Raw genomic sequence first — 17,049 nt, 5'->3', positions numbered from 1 at the left:
TCGCATCAGGCTCAGTGCGTCTCCTCGCCGCTTTTGCCGCCATGGCCGGGAACCCCGGCTTCATCGAGTTTGCGGTAGAGGGTGGACCGGCCGATTTTGAGGCGGCGGGCGACCTCCGACATCTGCCCGCGATAATGCGAGATCGCGAAACGGATGATCTCGTTCTCGATCTCCTCCAGCGGCCGGACGTCGCCGGTCGCGGTCAGCATGGAGAGCGCACCCGCCACGGGTAGCGGCGCGATCGGTATTTCATTACCTGATACGAGGGAGGGGGCCGCGATCGGCTCCAGCATCAGCGGCGCGGTCGGAATGTCTGTTCCCGGATGCGGCTGCGAGGCGATCAGGGGGAAGTCGTCAAGGCCAAGCTGGTCGCCGTCGCTCATCACCACGGCGCGGTAGACCGCGTTTTCAAGCTGGCGGATGTTGCCGGGCCAATCGAGCTGGGCGAGGTGCGCAACAGCCTCGCCGCTGATGCCGGTGATGGGGCGGTTCTCCTCCGCGGCAAAGCGGGCCAGGAAATGCCTGAGGAGATGTGGAATGTCCTCGCGCCGGGCGCGCAGCGAGGGGATCGTCAGCGGCAGCACGTGCAGGCGATAGAACAAGTCTTCCCGGAAGTGGCCCTGCTTGACTCGCTCAAGCAGCCTGCGGTTGGTCGCCGAGATGATGCGGACGTCGACCTTCACGGGTTTGCGGCCGCCGACCGCCTCGACCGCGCCTTCCTGGAGCGCGCGAAGCAGCTTGACCTGCGCGCTCAGCGGCAGCTCGCTGACCTCGTCCAGAAACAGCGTGCCGCCATGGGCTTCGACGAACTTGCCGGTGTGGCGTTCGGTGGCGCCGGTGAAGGCACCCTTCTCGTGACCGAACAGGATGGATTCGACGAGGTTGTCGGGGATCGCGCCGCAATTGACGGCGACGAACGGCTTTGCCTTGCGCTCGCCGCTGCCATGAATGGCGCGCGCGAACATCTCCTTGCCGACGCCGGACTCTCCCTCGATCAGCACGGGGATCGAGGAGTTTGTTGCTTTCTGCGCCGCGCGCATCACGCCCGCCATCGCCTCGGCGCGGGTGATGATGTCGGAGAAGGTCAGCCGGCCCTCGCGGCTATGACGGATGCGCTGCAATTCGCCCTTGAGCGCGGACGAATTGAGCGCGTTGCGAAGAGAGACCTGGAGCCGCTCCAGGCCAACCGGCTTGACCACGAAATCGGCCGCGCCCGCGCGCATCGCCGAGATCACATTGTCGATGCCACCATGGGCCGTCTGCACGATGACGGGGATGCTGAGACCCGCTTCGCGGATTTTCGCCAGGACGCCCATGCCGTCGAGGCCGGGCATCACGAGATCGAGGATGACGCCGTCGATGGCCGCGTCAGGGGCGGTGAGGGCGGCGATCGCCGCATCGCCGGAGTCCACCACGATCGTCTCATAGCCGCATTTCTGCACCATGTTTTCGACCAGCCGGCGGGCTACAGCGTCGTCGTCGGCGATCAAAATACTGGCAGCCATGGTGTTCCCCGCACGCTACTACTATCTGTCTCGAATCGGGGCACTCTGGCCGAAGCCGATTAACGCACTGTTAAACCCTGATGCCCCCGCCCGCCGTTGCGATTGTTGAACACAGGTTTCCCACACAATGAATTCGCGCTCCAAGCCTGCAGTTAAGAAGTCCGCCATCAGCAAGCCCGCTCTTCGCAAGCCGAACACCAAGACATCCGCAGCCAAGGCAAAACCCTCCAAGCGTGCACCCGCCAAGCCTTCGCTTGCCAAGCCTTCATCCGCGAAGCCTGCGAGCAAGACCGGCAAGCTTCCGGAGTGGAACCTCGCCGACCTTTATTCCGGGATCGATGCGCCGGAAGTGGCGCGCGATCTCGCAAAGATGGATGCCGATTGCGTCGCGTTCGAGACGGACTACAAGGGCAAGCTCGCAACAGGAACAGCAAAGGAAGATGGCGGAAAATGGCTCGCTGAAGCCGTCCGACGCTATGAGGCGATCGACGACCTCGCCGGCCGGCTCGGCTCGTATGCCGGCCTCGTTCATGCCGGCGACAGCGTGGACCCCAAGATTTCAAAGTTTTACGGCGACGTTTCCGAGCGCCTGACGGCGGCATCGACGCATCTGCTGTTCTTCGCGCTCGAGCTCAATCGCATCGATGACGATATTTTGAACCGCGCGATGCAGGCCGCCGAGCTCGCGCACTACCGTCCCTGGATCGAGGATCTGCGCAAGGAGAAGCCGTACCAGCTCGACGACAAGCTCGAGCAGCTCTTCCTGGAGAAGGCGCAGACCGGCTATTCAGCCTTCAACCGGCTGTTCGACCAGACCATCTCGGGCCTGCGCTTCAAGGTCGGATCCAAGGAGCTCGCGATCGAGCCGACGCTCAATCTGTTGCAGGACCGCGACGGCGCCAAGCGCAAGGCCGCGGCGGAGGCGCTCGCAAAGACCTTCAAGGCCAATGAGCGCACCTTTGCGCTGATCACCAACACGCTGGCCAAGGACAAGGACATCTCCGACAGCTGGCGCGGCTTCAAGGACGTCGCGGATTCCCGGCATCTGAACAACCGCGTCGAGCGCGAGGTGGTGGATGCGCTGGTCGCCTCGGTGCGTGCGGCCTATCCAAAATTGTCGCATCGCTACTACGCGCTGAAGGCACGCTGGTTCGGCAGGAAGCGCCTGGCCTATTGGGACCGCAACGCGCCGCTGCCTTTTGCGGCGACGGACGTCATCGGCTGGGGCGACGCGCGAAGCATGGTGCTCACCGCCTATCGCGGCTTCTCGCCAAAGATGTCCGACATCGCCGAGCGCTTCTTCACGGACCGCTGGATCGATGCGCCGGTGCGCCCGGGCAAGGCGCCGGGTGCCTTCTCGCATCCGACCACGCCATCCGCGCACCCCTACGTGCTGATGAACTACCAGGGCAAGCCGCGCGACGTGATGACGCTCGCCCATGAGCTCGGCCACGGCGTGCATCAGGTGCTGGCGGCCAGGAACGGCGCGTTGATGGCGCCGACGCCGCTGACGCTGGCGGAGACGGCAAGCGTCTTCGGCGAGATGCTGACCTTCCGGCGGCTGCTGGCGCAGACCAGGAGCGCAAAGCAGCGCCAGGCGCTGCTCGCCGGCAAGGTCGAGGACATGATCAACACCGTGGTGCGGCAGATCGCGTTCTATTCCTTCGAGCGCGCGGTCCACACCGAACGCAAGAACGGCGAGCTCACCGCGACGCGGCTCGGCGAGATCTGGCTCTCGGTGCAGGGCGAGAGCCTCGGGCCGGCAATCGAGATCAAAGCGGGCTACGAGAACTACTGGATGTACATCCCGCATTTCATCCATTCGCCGTTCTACGTCTACGCCTATGCGTTCGGCGATTGTCTGGTGAACTCGCTCTACGCCGTCTACGAGAACGCGGCCGAAGGCTTTGCCGAGCGCTATCTCGACATGCTCGCCGCCGGCGGCACCAAGCATTATTCCGAACTGTTGCGGCCGTTCGGCCTAGACGCCAAGGATCCGAAGTTCTGGGACGGGGGCCTGAGCGTCATCGCCGGCATGATCGACGAGCTGGAAGCGATGGGCTGAGGCGAGCCGTCTTCGGCGCTGCAGCGAGCGGGTTGGGTCGGCCGTCCGAATGTCCCGTTGTTCCAACGACGGGCGGGGCGGGTTGTACAGTTCCCGCCCTGCACATTGAACGTTTGTGCCTGGGGCCAGACTAATTCTTGCAGGCGGGTTCGACCTGCAATGCAATCTATGATTGTTGATTGTCGTGGTGTGCTCGGCCCGGGAGGCGAACATGGCCAGGATCAGTGCCCCAGACCCCAAGGTGGAGCCGCCACGGGCTGTCGAGGAACAGCAGCTGTGGGGGACACAGCACCGGAAGATCGTCAAGCGCGAGCTCGCAGCCATCAACAACCGCCGCCGCGCCCAGGGCGTGGATCCCGTCGCATACCCTGGCGACGAAAAGGCGATCGACACGGTCGGCCTTGCGCTGTCAGGCGGGGGGATCCGATCCTCCGCAATCTGCCTCGGCGTCTTGCAGGCTTTCAATCACCACGGGCTGATCAAGCACATCGACTATCTGTCGACCGTATCCGGCGGCGGTTACACCGGCTGTTCGTTCACGGCGACCATGACGCGGGCGCAGAATTTCGTCTTCGGAAGCACGCCGACACCCGGAGCCGAGAGCGCCAATGAGATCAGTGACACGCCTGCGGTGGGCCATATCCGGAATTACTCGAACTACCTCGTTCCGGCCGGCGCGCGCGACCTGATCACCGGCGTCGCAATCGTCGTGCGTGGGCTCGTTGCCAATCTGAGCCTGACGCTGCCGGTCGTACTGCTCGTTGCCGTGATCACGATCCTGTCCAACGCCGCACGCTCGTCACTCTATACGACCAATTTCTTCGGGCTGAGCGTCGACGACACCAGCAATCTTGGTCCCCTCTCCAGCCTGGGATTGATGCCTGCCTTCTTTCTTGGCGGCCTTGTTGCCGCCTCGCTGCTTTTGCTGGTCGGTCGCCTTTTCAAAGTCGGGCGACGCGAGCTGTTTCGCTACCTGGCCGGTCTTGCGTTTGCGCTGGGACTCATCTGCGCGATCGCCAGCTGCCTGAACGTCGATCACTTTGGGCTTTCGCTTGCAGCGCTCCTGCTCGGCCTCGTGCTTTTCTTCGGCTGGGCGGTGCTACGATCGATTTCGTCGACCAAGGGAGGTGAATTCCGCGGCTATCCGTCGACTGTCGGCGCGACCTATCTCGTTCTGCTTGCCGCCATCTGCTTCTTCGAATTCCAGCCCTTCATGATCGCCCAGATGTTCGATGTCGCCGACGCCAACACGGTTCAGTCCGGCGGCATCATTGGGGGCGTTGCAATCAAATGGCTCCAATCGCTTGCGGCCATCACTGCGCCGGTTGCGGCGGCCGTCACGCTGTTCCGGCAGCAATTCGCCGACCTGCTGAAGGGCGCCGGCGCCTCGGACCTTGGCTCACGCCTGCTCGCCCATGCGGCGAAAGCAGCCGTGCTTGTCGCGGGACTGGCGCTGCCCTTACTGATCTGGGTCGGATATCTCTATCTTTGCTATTGGGGCATCGCGAACGACAAGACGCTCGACGCCGCCTACCGCCAATATCCCATGATCGAGGAGTGGGGAGCGGCTGGCGTGCAACCCGTGCCGCCCGCGGCCGGTGTCGACGTCAAGGGAAATGTCCAGTTCGACTCGGCGACGCGCAAGCTCTCGGCCGAGATCACCAATGGCGAAGCGAAGGTCGTCGCCTCCAAGCCGGTGGGGCCGATCTCGCACATCCCCGCATGGCTGTTTTCTGTTGCATCATTGCAGTCCCCGAACACATTCACTTGGTCGAAGTACCAGTTCGGCAACAGTGTCAGCTGGCGGATGGTGCTGCTCTACTTCTTGTCGGGCTCGGCCCTGTTCGGCCTGTCGTGGGTCCTCGGGCCGAATGCCAATTCGTTGCACCGGCTCTATCGTGATCGCCTCAGCAAGGCCTTCTTGTTCAATCCGCTCTACTACGCTGACGGGGAGCCGTCGCGGAACATGCCGAGCCTGGACCAGGGGCGGGATTTCCTTCCGCTCGACGAGGAGAAGCTGAGCGGTCTGCTGCATCAGTTGGTCTACGGCGCTGATCCAGCGGGAGCGATGACGGTCACGACATCGAAAAAAAGCAGCCTGGCCTCGCCATATCCCATCATCAACGCCGCGCTGAACATCCAAGGATCCGATTTCGCCAATCGGCGGGGACGGAACGCTGATTTCTTCATATTCTCGCCGCTGCACGTCGGCAGCGAGGCCACCGGCTATGCGAATACACCGGCCTTCGAGAAGGTTGCGCCGGGCCTCGATCTTGCGACCGCGATGGCGATCTCCGGGGCCGCCGCTTCGTCGAACATGGGCTCGGGCTCGATCCGCTCACTGACCCCGACCCTGGCGCTCCTCAACGTGCGCCTGGGGTACTGGTTGAAGAACCCGCGCTGGGTCTCGACAAAGGACAAGCCGCAGCACCACTCGACCCCTTTGTTTCTATGGTCTGAGATCTCGGGCCGGCTCTACGAGAATGCCGATGCGGTCTACCTGACGGACGGCGGACACATCGAGAATCTCGGTGTCTACGAGTTGTTGCGACGACGCTGCAAGGTGATCATCGCGGTTGACGCGGAAGCCGATGCGCCGATGAATTTCTCGTCGCTGGTGACGCTGCAGCGTTATGCGCGCATTGATCTCGGGATCATCATCGACCTGCCGTGGACCCCGATCCGCAACACGACGCTCGAGTGGATGAAGTGCAACGCCACCAAATCCCCGGCCGCGGCCCGGCGCGCGGCGAGCGGACCGCACATGGCGGTCGGCACCATCGACTACGGCTCGGGGGAAAAGGGGTATCTCGTGTATATCAAGTCGTCCCTGACCGGAGACGAGAACGACTACATCCGCGACTATGCACGCCGCAACGACACCTTCCCGCACGAAACCACCGGTGACCAGTTCTTCTCGGAGGAGCAGTTCGAGGTCTACCGCGCGCTGGGTTTCCACATGACCCACGGTTTTCTCACCGAGGATGCCGGCGCGGATGCGATCGTCGTCAACGTTCCGGGAGAACGCTGTGCAAAGCGAAACTTCTGCGACAGCAAGGTGGAGCCGATCGGCGCAGTCCGCCGTGCGCTCGGCCTGCGCTGAGAGGCCTTCGGTTCGTGGCGCCTGAGACCGCCTCCAACGGGCGGACCACCGGTCCGAGCGGGATTCCGCCAATCGGAATTCCAAATGACCCGATTTGCCGGGAAACCGCGCCTCCGTGCCGTTGCCCTGCCCGAAAGTTTGCGGTATCCCAGCCATGAAATTCGACTTTCGACTGGGGACAATTCATGGCTGACCATAGCGAAGTGGCGTACAGCACCGCCGACGGCAACGACTACGTTGCCCACGAGCAGACCTACGAGGGCTTCATCAAGCTGGTGAAGTACGGCACGGTCTCGGTCGCGCTTATCGTGATCCTGATGGCGATCTTTCTGACCTGATCCATCGCCTGCAGCACCGCCAGCGTCGTCGGTGCCCATAAAATTTGCAATCAAGCCGGATTGAAAACCGGTATCCAACGTTGCGGGAGTAACGCTAAGTTCGCGTGCGCGCTCTTTCCCGCGTCGCCGGAGGGCCTATGAAGATCGCCGTTGCCAAGGAAATCGATCCGTCGGAGCCGCGGGTCGCCGCTTCGCCGGATACGGTGAAGAAGTTCAAGGCGCTGGGCGCCGAGATCGCCGTCGAGCCGGGCGCCGGCCTCAAGTCGGGTCTGCCGGACTCCGAATTCACCGCCGTGGGCGCCACCGTCAGCGCCGACGCGCTGAAGGACGCCGACATCATCATCAAGGTGAAGCGCCCTGAAGCCTCCGAGTTGGCGCAGTATAAGCGCGGCGCGCTCGTCATCGCCATCATGGACCCCTACGGCAATGAGGCCGCGCTGAAGACGATCGCCGATGCCGGCGTCTCCGCCTTCGCGATGGAATTGATGCCGCGCATCACGCGCGCGCAGGTGATGGACGTGCTGTCCTCGCAGGCCAACCTTGCCGGCTACCGCGCCGTGATCGAGGGCGCCGAGGCCTTCGGACGCGCCTTCCCGATGATGATGACCGCAGCCGGCACGGTGCCCGCCGCCAAAGTGTTCGTGATGGGCGTCGGCGTCGCCGGCCTCCAGGCGATCGCGACCGCGCGCCGTCTCGGCGCCGTCGTTACCGCGACCGACGTCCGGCCCGCCACCAAGGAGCAGGTCGAATCGCTCGGCGCAAAATTCCTCGCCGTCGAGGACGAGGAATTCAAGAACGCGCAGACCGCCGGCGGCTACGCCAAGGAAATGTCCAAGGAGTATCAGGCCAAGCAGGCCGCGCTCACCGCCGAGCACATCAAGAAGCAGGACATCGTGATCACCACCGCGCTGATTCCGGGCCGGCCTGCGCCGAGGCTCGTCACGGCCGACATGGTCAAGTCGATGAAGCCGGGGTCGGTTCTGGTCGATCTCGCCGTCGAGCGCGGCGGCAATGTCGAAGGCGTCAAGGCGGGCGAGGTCGCCGAGGTCGATGGCATCAAGATCGTCGGCTATACCAACGTCGCCGGCCGCGTCGCCGCGTCGGCCTCCAGCCTCTACGCGCGCAATTTGTTCAACTTCATCGAAACGATGGTCGACAAGACCAGCAAGGCGCTGGCCGTGAACTGGGACGACGAACTCGTCAAAGCGACCGCGCTGACCAGGGACGGCGCCGTCATCCACCCGAATTTCCAGCCGAAAGCGTAAGGAGAGCCGTCATGGAGCATATTGCACAAGTCGTCGATCCCTTCGTCTTCCGGCTGTCGATCTTCGTTCTCGCCGTCTTCGTCGGCTATTTCGTGGTGTGGTCGGTGACCCCGGCGCTGCATACGCCGCTGATGAGCGTGACCAACGCGATCTCCTCGGTGATCGTGGTCGGCGCGCTGCTCGCGGTCGGCGTCGGCATGATCTCGAGCGGCTCGGGCTGGGCGCGCGGCTTCGGCTTCATCGCGCTCATCTTTGCCTGCGTGAATATCTTCGGGGGCTTCCTTGTCACCCAGCGCATGCTGGCGATGTACAAGAAGAAGGTGAAGTGAGCGGCGTGCACCTCGGGGTGACGAAGACAAAGGGGACCTGAGATGAACGCCAATCTGGCTGCAGTTCTGTATCTCGTGGCGGGTGTGCTGTTCATCCTGTCACTGCGCGGGCTGTCCAGCCCCGCCTCATCGCGGCAGGGCAATTTCTTCGGCATGATCGGCATGGCGATCGCGGTCGCCACCACGCTGGCCAGCCATCCGCCGGCGGACGGCCTCGCCTGGATCCTCGTGATCCTTGGCATCGCGATCGGCGGCAGCGTCGGCGCGGTGATCGCCCGCCGCGTGCCGATGACCTCCATGCCGGAACTGGTCGCCGCCTTCCATTCGCTGGTCGGCATGGCCGCGGTGCTGGTCGCCGCCGGTGCGTTCTACGCGCCGGAGGCCTTCGACATCGGCAGCCCCGGCAACATCCATCCGCAGAGCCTGGTCGAGATGTCGCTCGGCGTCGCCATCGGCGCGCTGACCTTCACCGGCTCGGTGATCGCGTTCCTGAAGCTGTCCGCGCGGATGAGCGGTGCGCCGATCATCCTGCCGTTCCGCCACATCATCAACATCGCGCTCGCGATCGCCCTCGTCGTCTTCATCGTCGGGCTGGTGATGTCGGGCAGCGCGCTCGACTTCTGGCTGATCGTCATCATCGCGCTGGCGCTCGGCGTCCTCATGATCATCCCGATCGGCGGCGCCGACATGCCGGTCGTGATTTCGATGCTGAACTCGTACTCGGGCTGGGCCGCGGCCGGCATCGGCTTCACTCTCGGCAATTCCGCGCTGATCATCACCGGCGCGCTGGTGGGATCGAGCGGCGCGATCCTGTCCTACATCATGTGCCACGCGATGAACCGCTCTTTCATCTCGGTCATCCTCGGCGGCTTCGGCGGCGAGACCGCGGCGGCCGGCGGTGGCGGCGGCGAGCAGAAGCCGGCCAAGCTCGGCTCGGCGGATGATGCGGCCTTCATCATGAAGAACGCGCAGAAGGTCATCATCGTGCCCGGCTACGGCATGGCGGTGGCGCAGGCTCAGCATGCGCTACGCGAAATGGGCGACGTCCTGAAGAAGGAAGGCGTCGAGGTGAAATACGCCATTCACCCGGTCGCCGGCCGCATGCCCGGCCACATGAACGTGCTGCTGGCCGAAGCGAACGTGCCCTATGACGAGGTGTTCGAGCTCGAGGACATCAACTCCGAATTCGCGCAGGCCGATATCGCGTTCGTGATCGGCGCTAACGACGTCACCAATCCGGCCGCCGAAGAGGACAAGACCTCGCCGATCTACGGCATGCCCGTGCTCCAGGTCTGGAAGGCCGGCACCGTGATGTTCATCAAGCGCTCGCTCGCTTCGGGCTATGCCGGCATCGACAATCCGCTGTTCTATCGCGACAACACCATGATGCTGCTCGGCGACGCCAAGAAGGTCACCGAGAACATCGTCAAGGCGATGTAGCGCGGAGGCAAGCGGGCCATTGCCAAAGCGACGCGCGAGCAGCGCGTCGTATGGCACACCGCTCATTGGGCGGCGTGCGGCCGGCGCGCCTCCCGCGAGGTCATGAAATTGCTGCGGAGCCGGTGCAAAGCCTTTACGGGGGCCGGGCCGTGTCATCATGACCATCGTCAAGTGGATCGCCATCCTGCTCGTGACCGTCTATTGCGCCGGTCTCCTCGTGCTGTATGTCAGGCAGCGCGAGATGCTGTTTCCGATCCCGCCCGTCGGTCGCACCGCGCCGGATGCCGCAGGCCTCCCTGAGGCCGAAGAGCACGTCCTGACCACCTCTGATGGCGAGAAGGTCATCGTCTGGCACGTGCCGGCGAGGCCCGGCCGCCCCGTGATCCTGTATTTCCCAGGCAATGGCGATTATCTCGCCGGTCGCGTCAGCCGTTTTAAGGCCATGACGGCGGACGGCACCGGCCTCGTCGCGCTGTCCTATCGCGGCTATGCCGGCTCGAGCGGGGCGCCGAGCGAGGCGGGCCTGCTGCGCGATGCCGCGGCCGCCTACGCCTTCACCACTGCGCGCTACGCGGCGGAACGAATCGCCGCCTGGGGCTTTTCGCTCGGGACAGGCGTGGCGGTCGCGATCGCCTCGGAGCATCGTGTTGGAAAACTCATCCTGGAAGCGCCCTATACATCGACGGCCGACATTGCAGCATCATCGTTCTGGTTCGTTCCGGTGCGTCTGCTGATGCGCGATCCCTTTCATTCCGACGAGCGCATCCCGCGCGTCACTGTGCCGCTATTGGTGATGCATGGCACCAATGACCTTGCCATTTCGATCGTGTTCGGAGAGCGTCTGTTCGCGCTTGCGCATGAACCGAAGCAGTTCGTTCGCTTTGCAGGCGGTGGACACGACAATCTCGATGCGTTCGGTGCGATTGAAACGGCGAGGCGATTCATTGCTTCCTAGACGACTTGTCGTTCGGCGCGCGAGCGGGTTCATCGCCGCGATCCTCGTCGTGTTGTTGCCACAGCACGCATGGGCTGCGACCGGGCTCGACGGCGCGGCGATGGGCTGGCCCTATGCGCTTCCCTTTGCCGGCCTGCTGCTGTCGATTGCGCTCGGCCCGCTGCTATTTGCACGATTCTGGCACCATCATTACGGCAAGATCGCCGCAGCCTGGTCGCTGCTGGCACTCGCCTCGCTCGTCATCTTGGCCGGGAGCACGGCGACGCTGGCGGCGCTCGTTCACGCCATGCTCGCCGAATATCTCGGTTTTATCGTGCTGCTGTTCTCGCTCTATGTCGTGGCTGGGGGCATTCTCGTGACGGGCGACATCAAGGCGACACCGGCGGCCAACGCCGGCATCCTTGCGCTCGGCACCGTGATGGCGAGCGTCGTCGGCACCACGGGAGCGGCCATGATCCTGATCCGCCCTCTGATCCGCGCCAACCGGCCGCGGCGCTACAACGCCCATGTCGTCATCTTCTTCATCATCCTGGTCGCCAATGTCGGTGGTGCGCTGAGCCCGCTCGGCGATCCCCCGCTGTTCGTCGGCTTCCTGCACGGTGTCGACTTCTTCTGGACCACGCGGACCATCTGGCTGCAGACGGCGATCGTTGCCGGACTGCTGCTCGCGATCTTCGTCGTCATCGACGTCTGGCGCTTCCGTAGCGAACCTTTGTTCAGCGCCGCCGGCGCCGCGAAGCCGGTCCGCATCCGCGGCCTCGTCAACCTGGTGCTGATCGCAGCCATCGTCGCGAGCCTGCTGGCGTCGGCGATGTGGAAGCCCGGCATCGCCTTCGACATTCTCGGAACCAGGCTGGAGCTGGAAGACGTCGCCCGCAACGCGGCGCTGCTGGCCATAGCGGCCCTGTCGGTGTGGTTGACGCCGGACGAGCACAGGCAGGCCAACGGCTTCACCTGGGAGCCGATCCGCGAGGTCGCGAAGCTGTTCGCCGGCATTTTTGTCGCGATCATCCCGGTCATCGCCATGCTCGATGCCGGCCATCACGGCGCGTTCGCCTGGCTGTTGTCGGCCGTGACGGCGCCGGACGGCACGCCGCGCGAGGTTGCCTATTTCTGGTTCACCGGTCTGATGTCGGCGTTCCTCGACAATGCGCCGACCTATCTGTTGTTCTTCGAGCTCGCCGGCGGCGACCCGCAGGTGCTGATGCACGAACTCTCGGGCACGCTCGCCTCCATTTCCATGGGCGCAGTCTACATGGGCGCGCTCACCTATATCGGCAATGCGCCGAATTTCATGGTGAGCAGCATCGCCAGCGAGAACGGCATCAAGATGCCGAGCTTCTTCGGTTATTTCGTGCGCGCCAGCGCGGTGCTGATCCCGCTATTCGTGCTGCTGACGCTGCTGCCGTTCGCTCCGATCCTGCGCTGGCATTGAATCCGCCACCCGATTTGCTACTGCTCGCCCAAGATGCGATGAATTTGCGCGAAGCAATTGGAGCCGGTGGATGAGCGCGCACAATCCGATGCCTCGGTCGGCCTGGATCTTTCCGGCGCTGGCCGTGCTGCTGTTCGCGGCCGTCAGCGCGACGGACTACGCGTTCACGCTGTCGTTCGGCGGGCTCGTCTTCGCCCTCGTGCTCCTCGTCATCCTGTTCGGCACGGTGTTTGCCGCGGTCCATCATGCCGAAGTGATCGCCGAGCGGGTCGGCGAACCCTACGGCACGCTGGTGCTGACACTCGCGGTGACCATCATCGAGGTGGCGCTGATCACCACGATCATGCTGGGCGACAAGCCGGCCCCGGAACTGGCGCGCGACACCGTGTTCGCCGTGGTCATGATCGTCTGCAATGGCCTCGTCGGGCTCTGCATCTTCATCGGCGGCCTGCGCTATCGCGAGCAGGGTTTTCAGCTCTCCGGCGCCAACGTTTATCTCAGCGTGCTGTTCGCGCTCGCGACCATCACCCTGATCATGCCGAACTACACGACCACCACGCCGGGCCCCGTCTATTCGGCGGCTCAACTCGGCTTCGTCGACGTGGTCACACTCGCGCTGTATGGGGTGTTTCTCTACACCCAGACCGTGCTGCACAAGGATTACTTCGTTCACGACCGGGCGGGCGGCGGGAGCGGGGAGGCGCATCTGTCGGGGAGGACCTTGGCGCTCAGCGTCGTGCTGCTGCTGATTGCGCTGCTGGCGGTCGTGCTGCTGGCCAAGAAATTCTCGCTGGTGGTCGATGCGGTCGCGGCCAGGATCGGCGCGCCGCCTGCCTTTGCCGGACTTCTGGTCGCGCTCCTGATCCTGCTGCCGGAGGGCGTCGCAGCCGTCTCGGCGGCTCGCAAAAACGACCTTCAGAAGAGCATCAACCTCGCGCTCGGCTCGTCGCTGGCCACCATCGGGCTGACCATCCCGGCGGTCGGTGTCGCCACCTATGCGCTCGACAAGGAGCTCACGCTCGGCCTCAGCGGCCAGGGCAGCGTGCTTTTGCTCCTGACCTTCTTTTTGAGCATGCTGACCTTCGGTACGGGCAGGACCAATGTCCTGTTCGGGCTGGTCCATATGGTGGTATTTGCCGTCTACGTGTTCATGGTTTTCGTGCCCTGAACCGGTTTTCCGGATATGCCCCAGGAGAGTTCCGATGCTTGCCGCCGAGTCCGAGGTTCAGGTCGACAATGAGCAGGTTCGGGTGACCGAGTGGCGGCTCGCGCCAAACAGCGCCACCGGGCATCACACCCACGGCATGGACTACGTCATTGTTCCCGTGGTCGCAGGGGAAATGACCATCGTGGCACCCAATGGCGAGCGGTCCAAGGCGCAACTTGCGGCCGGAAAATCCTATTTTCGCAAGGCCGGCGTCCAGCACGATGTGCTTAACGAAACCGCAACCGAGATCGTGTTCCTTGAGGTTGAGCTGAAGTCGTAAATCGGCGTACCCCTTTGCCATTGATCCGTCGCAGTTGATCCCTCACTATGCCTCAAAGTTCCCGCATCAGATCGCGCGGGGAGTGGCCGGAATGCTGAAATACATCGCTAAAATCTCGATGGACATCTTCCCCTCGGTGCTCGCAACGATCATCGGGGCATACATCGTTAATCATTACATCAACGCGAAGCCGGCGGCGGATGCACCCGCGGCCGTGATGGCGCCTGCCGACGCTGGCAAGAACGGCAAGCCCGCCGATCTGGCCAACCTGCCCACGCCGGGTGTCAAGGCCAAGGGTATTTCCGAGAAGAAGGTGGCGGACAAGCCGGCGACCGAGAAGGCTGGCGATCAGCCCGCCGCGGAGCCAAAGACTTCTACGGCGGACGTCGCACCGGCCGAGGCCGCCCCGCGCGGCAAGCCGTCCGCGCGCGAGAAGGCAGTCGCCAAGTCCACCCCGGCCGTCAGTGCACCCGTTCCCGCCACCCCGGTGGTGGAGGCCAATTCGGCGCCGGCTGCTGCCGCACCGACCGCAACCCCCGACGCCAACGATCTCGTGCGCGCCGCGATCGAGCGCCTGCGCAAGTCGCCTGAGGGTAAAGCCGTTGAGGCCAAGTCGGTTGAGACCAAGTCTTCGGAAGCCAAGGCGCCCGAGAAGACTCAGGAGCCTGCGGTGCGCGAAGCCGCCCGCAGCCCGGAGGCTCCGCGTATCATCCCCTTGGATCAGTCAACGGTGCGTCCGTTGCCGCCGCCGATCACGGTCTCGACGCCCGCAGCCGAGGCCTATGGCGATGGCGGCTCGTCGCAGGCGAACCCGCCCTACACGGCCTCGGTCGGCAACGAGAACCCGAATCGGCTGACGCCGCCGGCTGACATTCCTGTCCCGATGATCGCGCCCCCGCTCGATCTGCGCGCCGATGCCGGCGCGTCCATGCCGCGGCCGAAGACCAATGTCGCCGACGACATGCTGTCGGGCGTCAAGTCCATGTTCCACTCCGTTCTGCCGAAGGGCGTCACCCCGGATTAAGACGGCGCCTGCGGCTTCGCCAGAATCGTCAGCCGCCGACGCGGGCGAGGCCGCTGCGGGCGGCATCGTCGCGTGGACGAAGCGAGACCGCCTTGGTGTAGGACGCCGCCGCCTTGGTCCTGTCGCCCAGCCGTTCATAGGCCTGGCCGCGTATGGTCCAAACTTGGGCATTGTGGGGATCGGCCTCGGAAGCCTCATCCAGATCGGCCGCGGCCTCCTTGGCCTTGCCGAGGGCGAGATAACTGTTGGCGCGGCCGAGCAGCGGCTCGACCTTCTGCGGGTTAAGGCCGCTCGCCGCGCTGAAATCGGCGATCGCGAAATCGTGCTGGTTCTTGCCCTGGTAGATCAGGGCGCGGCCATAGAGCGCCTGCGCATTGTAGGGATCGAGTCCGACCGCGTGATTGAATTCATCGAGCGCGGCCGCCGTCTCGCCGGACTTTGCCAAGGCTTGGGCCTTTGCCGTATGGGCCTGGGCTTCGCTGACATTGCCGGCGCTGACCACATTCTCGGCGGTCGTGGCCGCCTTGGGTGCCTCCTGCGGCTTTTCCTTCTCCGGCGTCAGCGATCCCAGGTCGAAGGAGCAGCCGCACAGCGAAATCCCCATCAAGGCCAGCGCAAATGGCTGCAGCAAGATCTGGCGTAACCGCGCCAAGCCGCGCTTGGGGAAAGGGGAGGCCATCTACGGTTCGCTCGCGCTAGTGCCGCATCGGGAGTGCCCCATCCCAGGAAGGCACCGCTCACAAAACAATAACGCGGGCCAGGGGCCCGCGTCATCGAAAACTGAAGTCTCTCAAGTCCGGTAAATCAGCGCGGTCCGCGCGGACCGGCACTTGCACCAGCACCCGGGCCGCCGCGACCGCCACGATCACCGCCAGGGCCAGCGCCGAACACCGGCTTCGGCTTCATTGGCAGCAGGCCTTCGCGCTGCAGCTTCTTGCGGGCCAGCTTGCGTGCGCGACGCACGGCTTCGGCCTTTTCGCGGGCCTTCTTCTCGGAGGGCTTTTCGTAGTGACCGCGGAGCTTCATCTCGCGGAAAATACCCTCGCGCTGCATCTTCTTCTTCAGCGCCTTGAGGGCTTGATCGACATTGTTATCGCGGACGAGAACCTGCACGCGGCATCCTCTTCAGTGGATCGGATTTGAATTCTGGTAAGTCAAAGGGAATGGCGAAACGCACAAGCCCTTAACCTTGAGGGCGCGGATGTATCAGACAAAACCTGGGATGTCCACCGGCCAAGCGGGTTTTCGGGCCAAGTTCAGCCATTAAATGAGGCAAAATACCTCTGTGCGGCCCTGATTTGGGAGATTTGACGCCAAGGGTGGGGCCGTTTCCGGAGCTTTGTTCCGGAATCTTTGAAAGCAGGGGACGACACATGGATATGAAGAAATACGCGGCCGAAGCTATCGGCACCTTTTGGCTCACATTCGCAGGTTGCGGAAGTGCTGTGATCGCAGCCGGCTTTCCGCAGGTCGGCATCGGTCTGGTCGGTGTCTCCCTCGCATTCGGGCTGAGCGTGGTCACCATGGCCTATGCGATCGGCCACATCTCCGGCTGCCATCTCAATCCGGCCGTCACTGTCGGCCTTGCTGCCGGCGGACGTTTTCCGGCCGGACAGATCCTGCCTTATGTGATCGCGCAGGTGGCCGGCGCGATCGTGGCCGCGTGGCTTCTCTACGTCATCGCAAGCGGAGCGCCCGGCTTCGACGTCAGTAAAGGGTTCGCGTCCAACGGCTACGACGCCCATTCTCCCGGCCAGTACAGCATGATCGTGTGCTTTCTCACCGAGGTGGTCATGACCATGATGTTCCTGTTCATCATCATGGGCGCTACCCACGGCCGCGCGCCCGTGGGCTTTGCGCCGCTGGCGATCGGGCTCGCGCTGGTGATGATCCATCTCGTCAGCATCCCCGTCACCAACACCTCGGTGAACCCGGCGCGCAGCACGGGCCCCGCATTGTTCGTCGGCGGCTGGGCGCTGTCGCAGCTCTGGTTGTTCTGGGTTGCGCCACTGATCGGCGGCGCGCTGGGCGGAGTGATCTATCGCTGGCTCAGCGACGAACCCACCGGCGTCGTCGCGGGCGCAAAGACGGCGTAATCGCAAA

General features: G+C 64.0%; 15 protein-coding genes. 12 read left to right on the top strand and 3 right to left on the bottom strand.

Translation table 11 applies throughout. From position 1 onward, the window contains the following. Positions 1 to 11: 11 nt before the first annotated feature. Complete coding sequence (locus tag BRA1253DRAFT_RS17015; protein WP_007596283.1) at positions 12 to 1,505, bottom strand: sigma-54 dependent transcriptional regulator; 1,494 nt, start codon at positions 1,503 to 1,505, stop codon at positions 12 to 14. A gap of 127 nt (positions 1,506 to 1,632) precedes the next feature. On the opposite strand from BRA1253DRAFT_RS17015, the gene BRA1253DRAFT_RS17010 reads away from it, so the two are divergent. From BRA1253DRAFT_RS17010 to BRA1253DRAFT_RS16960, 11 genes are all read left to right on the top strand, one after another. Further along, the gene (locus tag BRA1253DRAFT_RS17010; RefSeq protein ID WP_007596282.1) at positions 1,633 to 3,570 is read left to right on the top strand and encodes a M3 family oligoendopeptidase; all 1,938 of its coding nucleotides are present in this window, start codon (positions 1,633 to 1,635) and stop codon (positions 3,568 to 3,570) included. A gap of 211 nt (positions 3,571 to 3,781) precedes the next feature. Further along, positions 3,782 to 6,673, top strand: a complete 2,892-nt coding sequence (locus tag BRA1253DRAFT_RS17005; RefSeq protein WP_007596281.1) for a cell division protein — start codon at positions 3,782 to 3,784, stop codon at positions 6,671 to 6,673. 185 nt (positions 6,674 to 6,858) lie between these two features. After that, on the top strand, positions 6,859 to 7,011 hold the full coding sequence (locus tag BRA1253DRAFT_RS17000) for an aa3-type cytochrome c oxidase subunit IV (RefSeq protein ID WP_007596280.1): 153 nt from the start codon (positions 6,859 to 6,861) through the stop codon (positions 7,009 to 7,011). A 137-nt stretch (positions 7,012 to 7,148) separates the two neighbouring features. Continuing rightward, positions 7,149 to 8,276: a Re/Si-specific NAD(P)(+) transhydrogenase subunit alpha gene (locus BRA1253DRAFT_RS16995; RefSeq protein WP_007596279.1), complete on the top strand. Its 1,128-nt coding sequence runs from the start codon at positions 7,149 to 7,151 to the stop codon at positions 8,274 to 8,276. Positions 8,277 to 8,287: 11 nt separating this feature from the next. Then, positions 8,288 to 8,605, top strand: coding sequence for a proton-translocating transhydrogenase family protein (locus tag BRA1253DRAFT_RS16990; protein WP_007596278.1), 318 nt, complete (start codon positions 8,288 to 8,290; stop codon positions 8,603 to 8,605). A 42-nt stretch (positions 8,606 to 8,647) separates the two neighbouring features. Then, complete coding sequence (locus tag BRA1253DRAFT_RS16985; protein WP_007596277.1) at positions 8,648 to 10,045, top strand: NAD(P)(+) transhydrogenase (Re/Si-specific) subunit beta; 1,398 nt, start codon at positions 8,648 to 8,650, stop codon at positions 10,043 to 10,045. Positions 10,046 to 10,202: 157 nt separating this feature from the next. Continuing rightward, positions 10,203 to 11,000 carry an alpha/beta hydrolase gene (locus tag BRA1253DRAFT_RS16980; protein WP_007596276.1) on the top strand — a complete coding sequence of 266 codons (798 nt, stop codon included), beginning with the start codon at positions 10,203 to 10,205 and terminating at the stop codon, positions 10,998 to 11,000. Next, positions 10,954 to 12,435, top strand: coding sequence for a sodium:proton antiporter (locus BRA1253DRAFT_RS16975; RefSeq protein WP_051058434.1), 1,482 nt, complete (start codon positions 10,954 to 10,956; stop codon positions 12,433 to 12,435). The genes BRA1253DRAFT_RS16980 and BRA1253DRAFT_RS16975 overlap by 47 nt, the downstream gene beginning before the upstream one ends. 70 nt (positions 12,436 to 12,505) lie before the next feature. Continuing rightward, positions 12,506 to 13,603: a calcium:proton antiporter gene (locus tag BRA1253DRAFT_RS16970; RefSeq protein ID WP_007596272.1), complete on the top strand. Its 1,098-nt coding sequence runs from the start codon at positions 12,506 to 12,508 to the stop codon at positions 13,601 to 13,603. A gap of 34 nt (positions 13,604 to 13,637) precedes the next feature. Continuing rightward, entirely contained in the window at positions 13,638 to 13,922 is a 285-nt protein-coding gene (locus BRA1253DRAFT_RS16965) for a cupin domain-containing protein (protein ID WP_007596270.1), read from the top strand. Positions 13,923 to 14,013: 91 nt separating this feature from the next. Continuing rightward, on the top strand, positions 14,014 to 14,946 hold the full coding sequence (locus BRA1253DRAFT_RS16960) for a hypothetical protein (protein ID WP_007596268.1): 933 nt from the start codon (positions 14,014 to 14,016) through the stop codon (positions 14,944 to 14,946). A gap of 28 nt (positions 14,947 to 14,974) precedes the next feature. Here BRA1253DRAFT_RS16960 and BRA1253DRAFT_RS16955 read toward each other — a convergent pair whose 3' ends face one another. Together BRA1253DRAFT_RS16955 and rpsU are read right to left on the bottom strand one after the other, a co-directional pair. Next, complete coding sequence (locus BRA1253DRAFT_RS16955; RefSeq protein ID WP_007596267.1) at positions 14,975 to 15,625, bottom strand: tetratricopeptide repeat protein; 651 nt, start codon at positions 15,623 to 15,625, stop codon at positions 14,975 to 14,977. A 125-nt stretch (positions 15,626 to 15,750) separates the two neighbouring features. Next, positions 15,751 to 16,059 carry a 30S ribosomal protein S21 gene (gene rpsU, locus BRA1253DRAFT_RS16950; protein ID WP_007596265.1) on the bottom strand — a complete coding sequence of 103 codons (309 nt, stop codon included), beginning with the start codon at positions 16,057 to 16,059 and terminating at the stop codon, positions 15,751 to 15,753. Positions 16,060 to 16,319: 260 nt separating this feature from the next. On the opposite strand from rpsU, the gene aqpZ reads away from it, so the two are divergent. Next, a complete protein-coding gene (aqpZ, locus tag BRA1253DRAFT_RS16945) occupies positions 16,320 to 17,042 on the top strand; it encodes an aquaporin Z (protein ID WP_007596263.1) in 723 nt (240 codons plus the stop codon). Positions 17,043 to 17,049 lie beyond the last annotated feature (7 nt).

The sequence above is a fragment of the Bradyrhizobium sp. WSM1253 genome, assembly GCF_000244935.1.
GTDB classification, from domain to species: Bacteria; Pseudomonadota; Alphaproteobacteria; order Rhizobiales; family Xanthobacteraceae; genus Bradyrhizobium; species Bradyrhizobium canariense.
This window is presented reverse-complemented; position numbering and strand designations above follow the sequence as displayed.

Coding starts and splice junctions, on each gene's coding strand:
- BRA1253DRAFT_RS16995 (WP_007596279.1), top strand. CDS start 7,149: ATGAAGATCGCCGTTGCCAAGGAAATCGATCCGTCGGAGCCGCGGGTC.
- BRA1253DRAFT_RS17010 (WP_007596282.1), top strand. CDS start 1,633: ATGAATTCGCGCTCCAAGCCTGCAGTTAAGAAGTCCGCCATCAGCAAG.
- BRA1253DRAFT_RS17015 (WP_007596283.1), bottom strand. CDS start 1,505: ATGGCTGCCAGTATTTTGATCGCCGACGACGACGCTGTAGCCCGCCGG.
- BRA1253DRAFT_RS17005 (WP_007596281.1), top strand. CDS start 3,782: ATGGCCAGGATCAGTGCCCCAGACCCCAAGGTGGAGCCGCCACGGGCT.
- BRA1253DRAFT_RS16970 (WP_007596272.1), top strand. CDS start 12,506: ATGAGCGCGCACAATCCGATGCCTCGGTCGGCCTGGATCTTTCCGGCG.
- BRA1253DRAFT_RS16975 (WP_051058434.1), top strand. CDS start 10,954: ATGCGTTCGGTGCGATTGAAACGGCGAGGCGATTCATTGCTTCCTAGA.
- BRA1253DRAFT_RS16955 (WP_007596267.1), bottom strand. CDS start 15,625: ATGGCCTCCCCTTTCCCCAAGCGCGGCTTGGCGCGGTTACGCCAGATC.
- BRA1253DRAFT_RS16960 (WP_007596268.1), top strand. CDS start 14,014: ATGCTGAAATACATCGCTAAAATCTCGATGGACATCTTCCCCTCGGTG.
- BRA1253DRAFT_RS16990 (WP_007596278.1), top strand. CDS start 8,288: ATGGAGCATATTGCACAAGTCGTCGATCCCTTCGTCTTCCGGCTGTCG.
- aqpZ (WP_007596263.1), top strand. CDS start 16,320: ATGGATATGAAGAAATACGCGGCCGAAGCTATCGGCACCTTTTGGCTC.
- BRA1253DRAFT_RS17000 (WP_007596280.1), top strand. CDS start 6,859: ATGGCTGACCATAGCGAAGTGGCGTACAGCACCGCCGACGGCAACGAC.
- BRA1253DRAFT_RS16985 (WP_007596277.1), top strand. CDS start 8,648: ATGAACGCCAATCTGGCTGCAGTTCTGTATCTCGTGGCGGGTGTGCTG.
- BRA1253DRAFT_RS16980 (WP_007596276.1), top strand. CDS start 10,203: ATGACCATCGTCAAGTGGATCGCCATCCTGCTCGTGACCGTCTATTGC.
- BRA1253DRAFT_RS16965 (WP_007596270.1), top strand. CDS start 13,638: ATGCTTGCCGCCGAGTCCGAGGTTCAGGTCGACAATGAGCAGGTTCGG.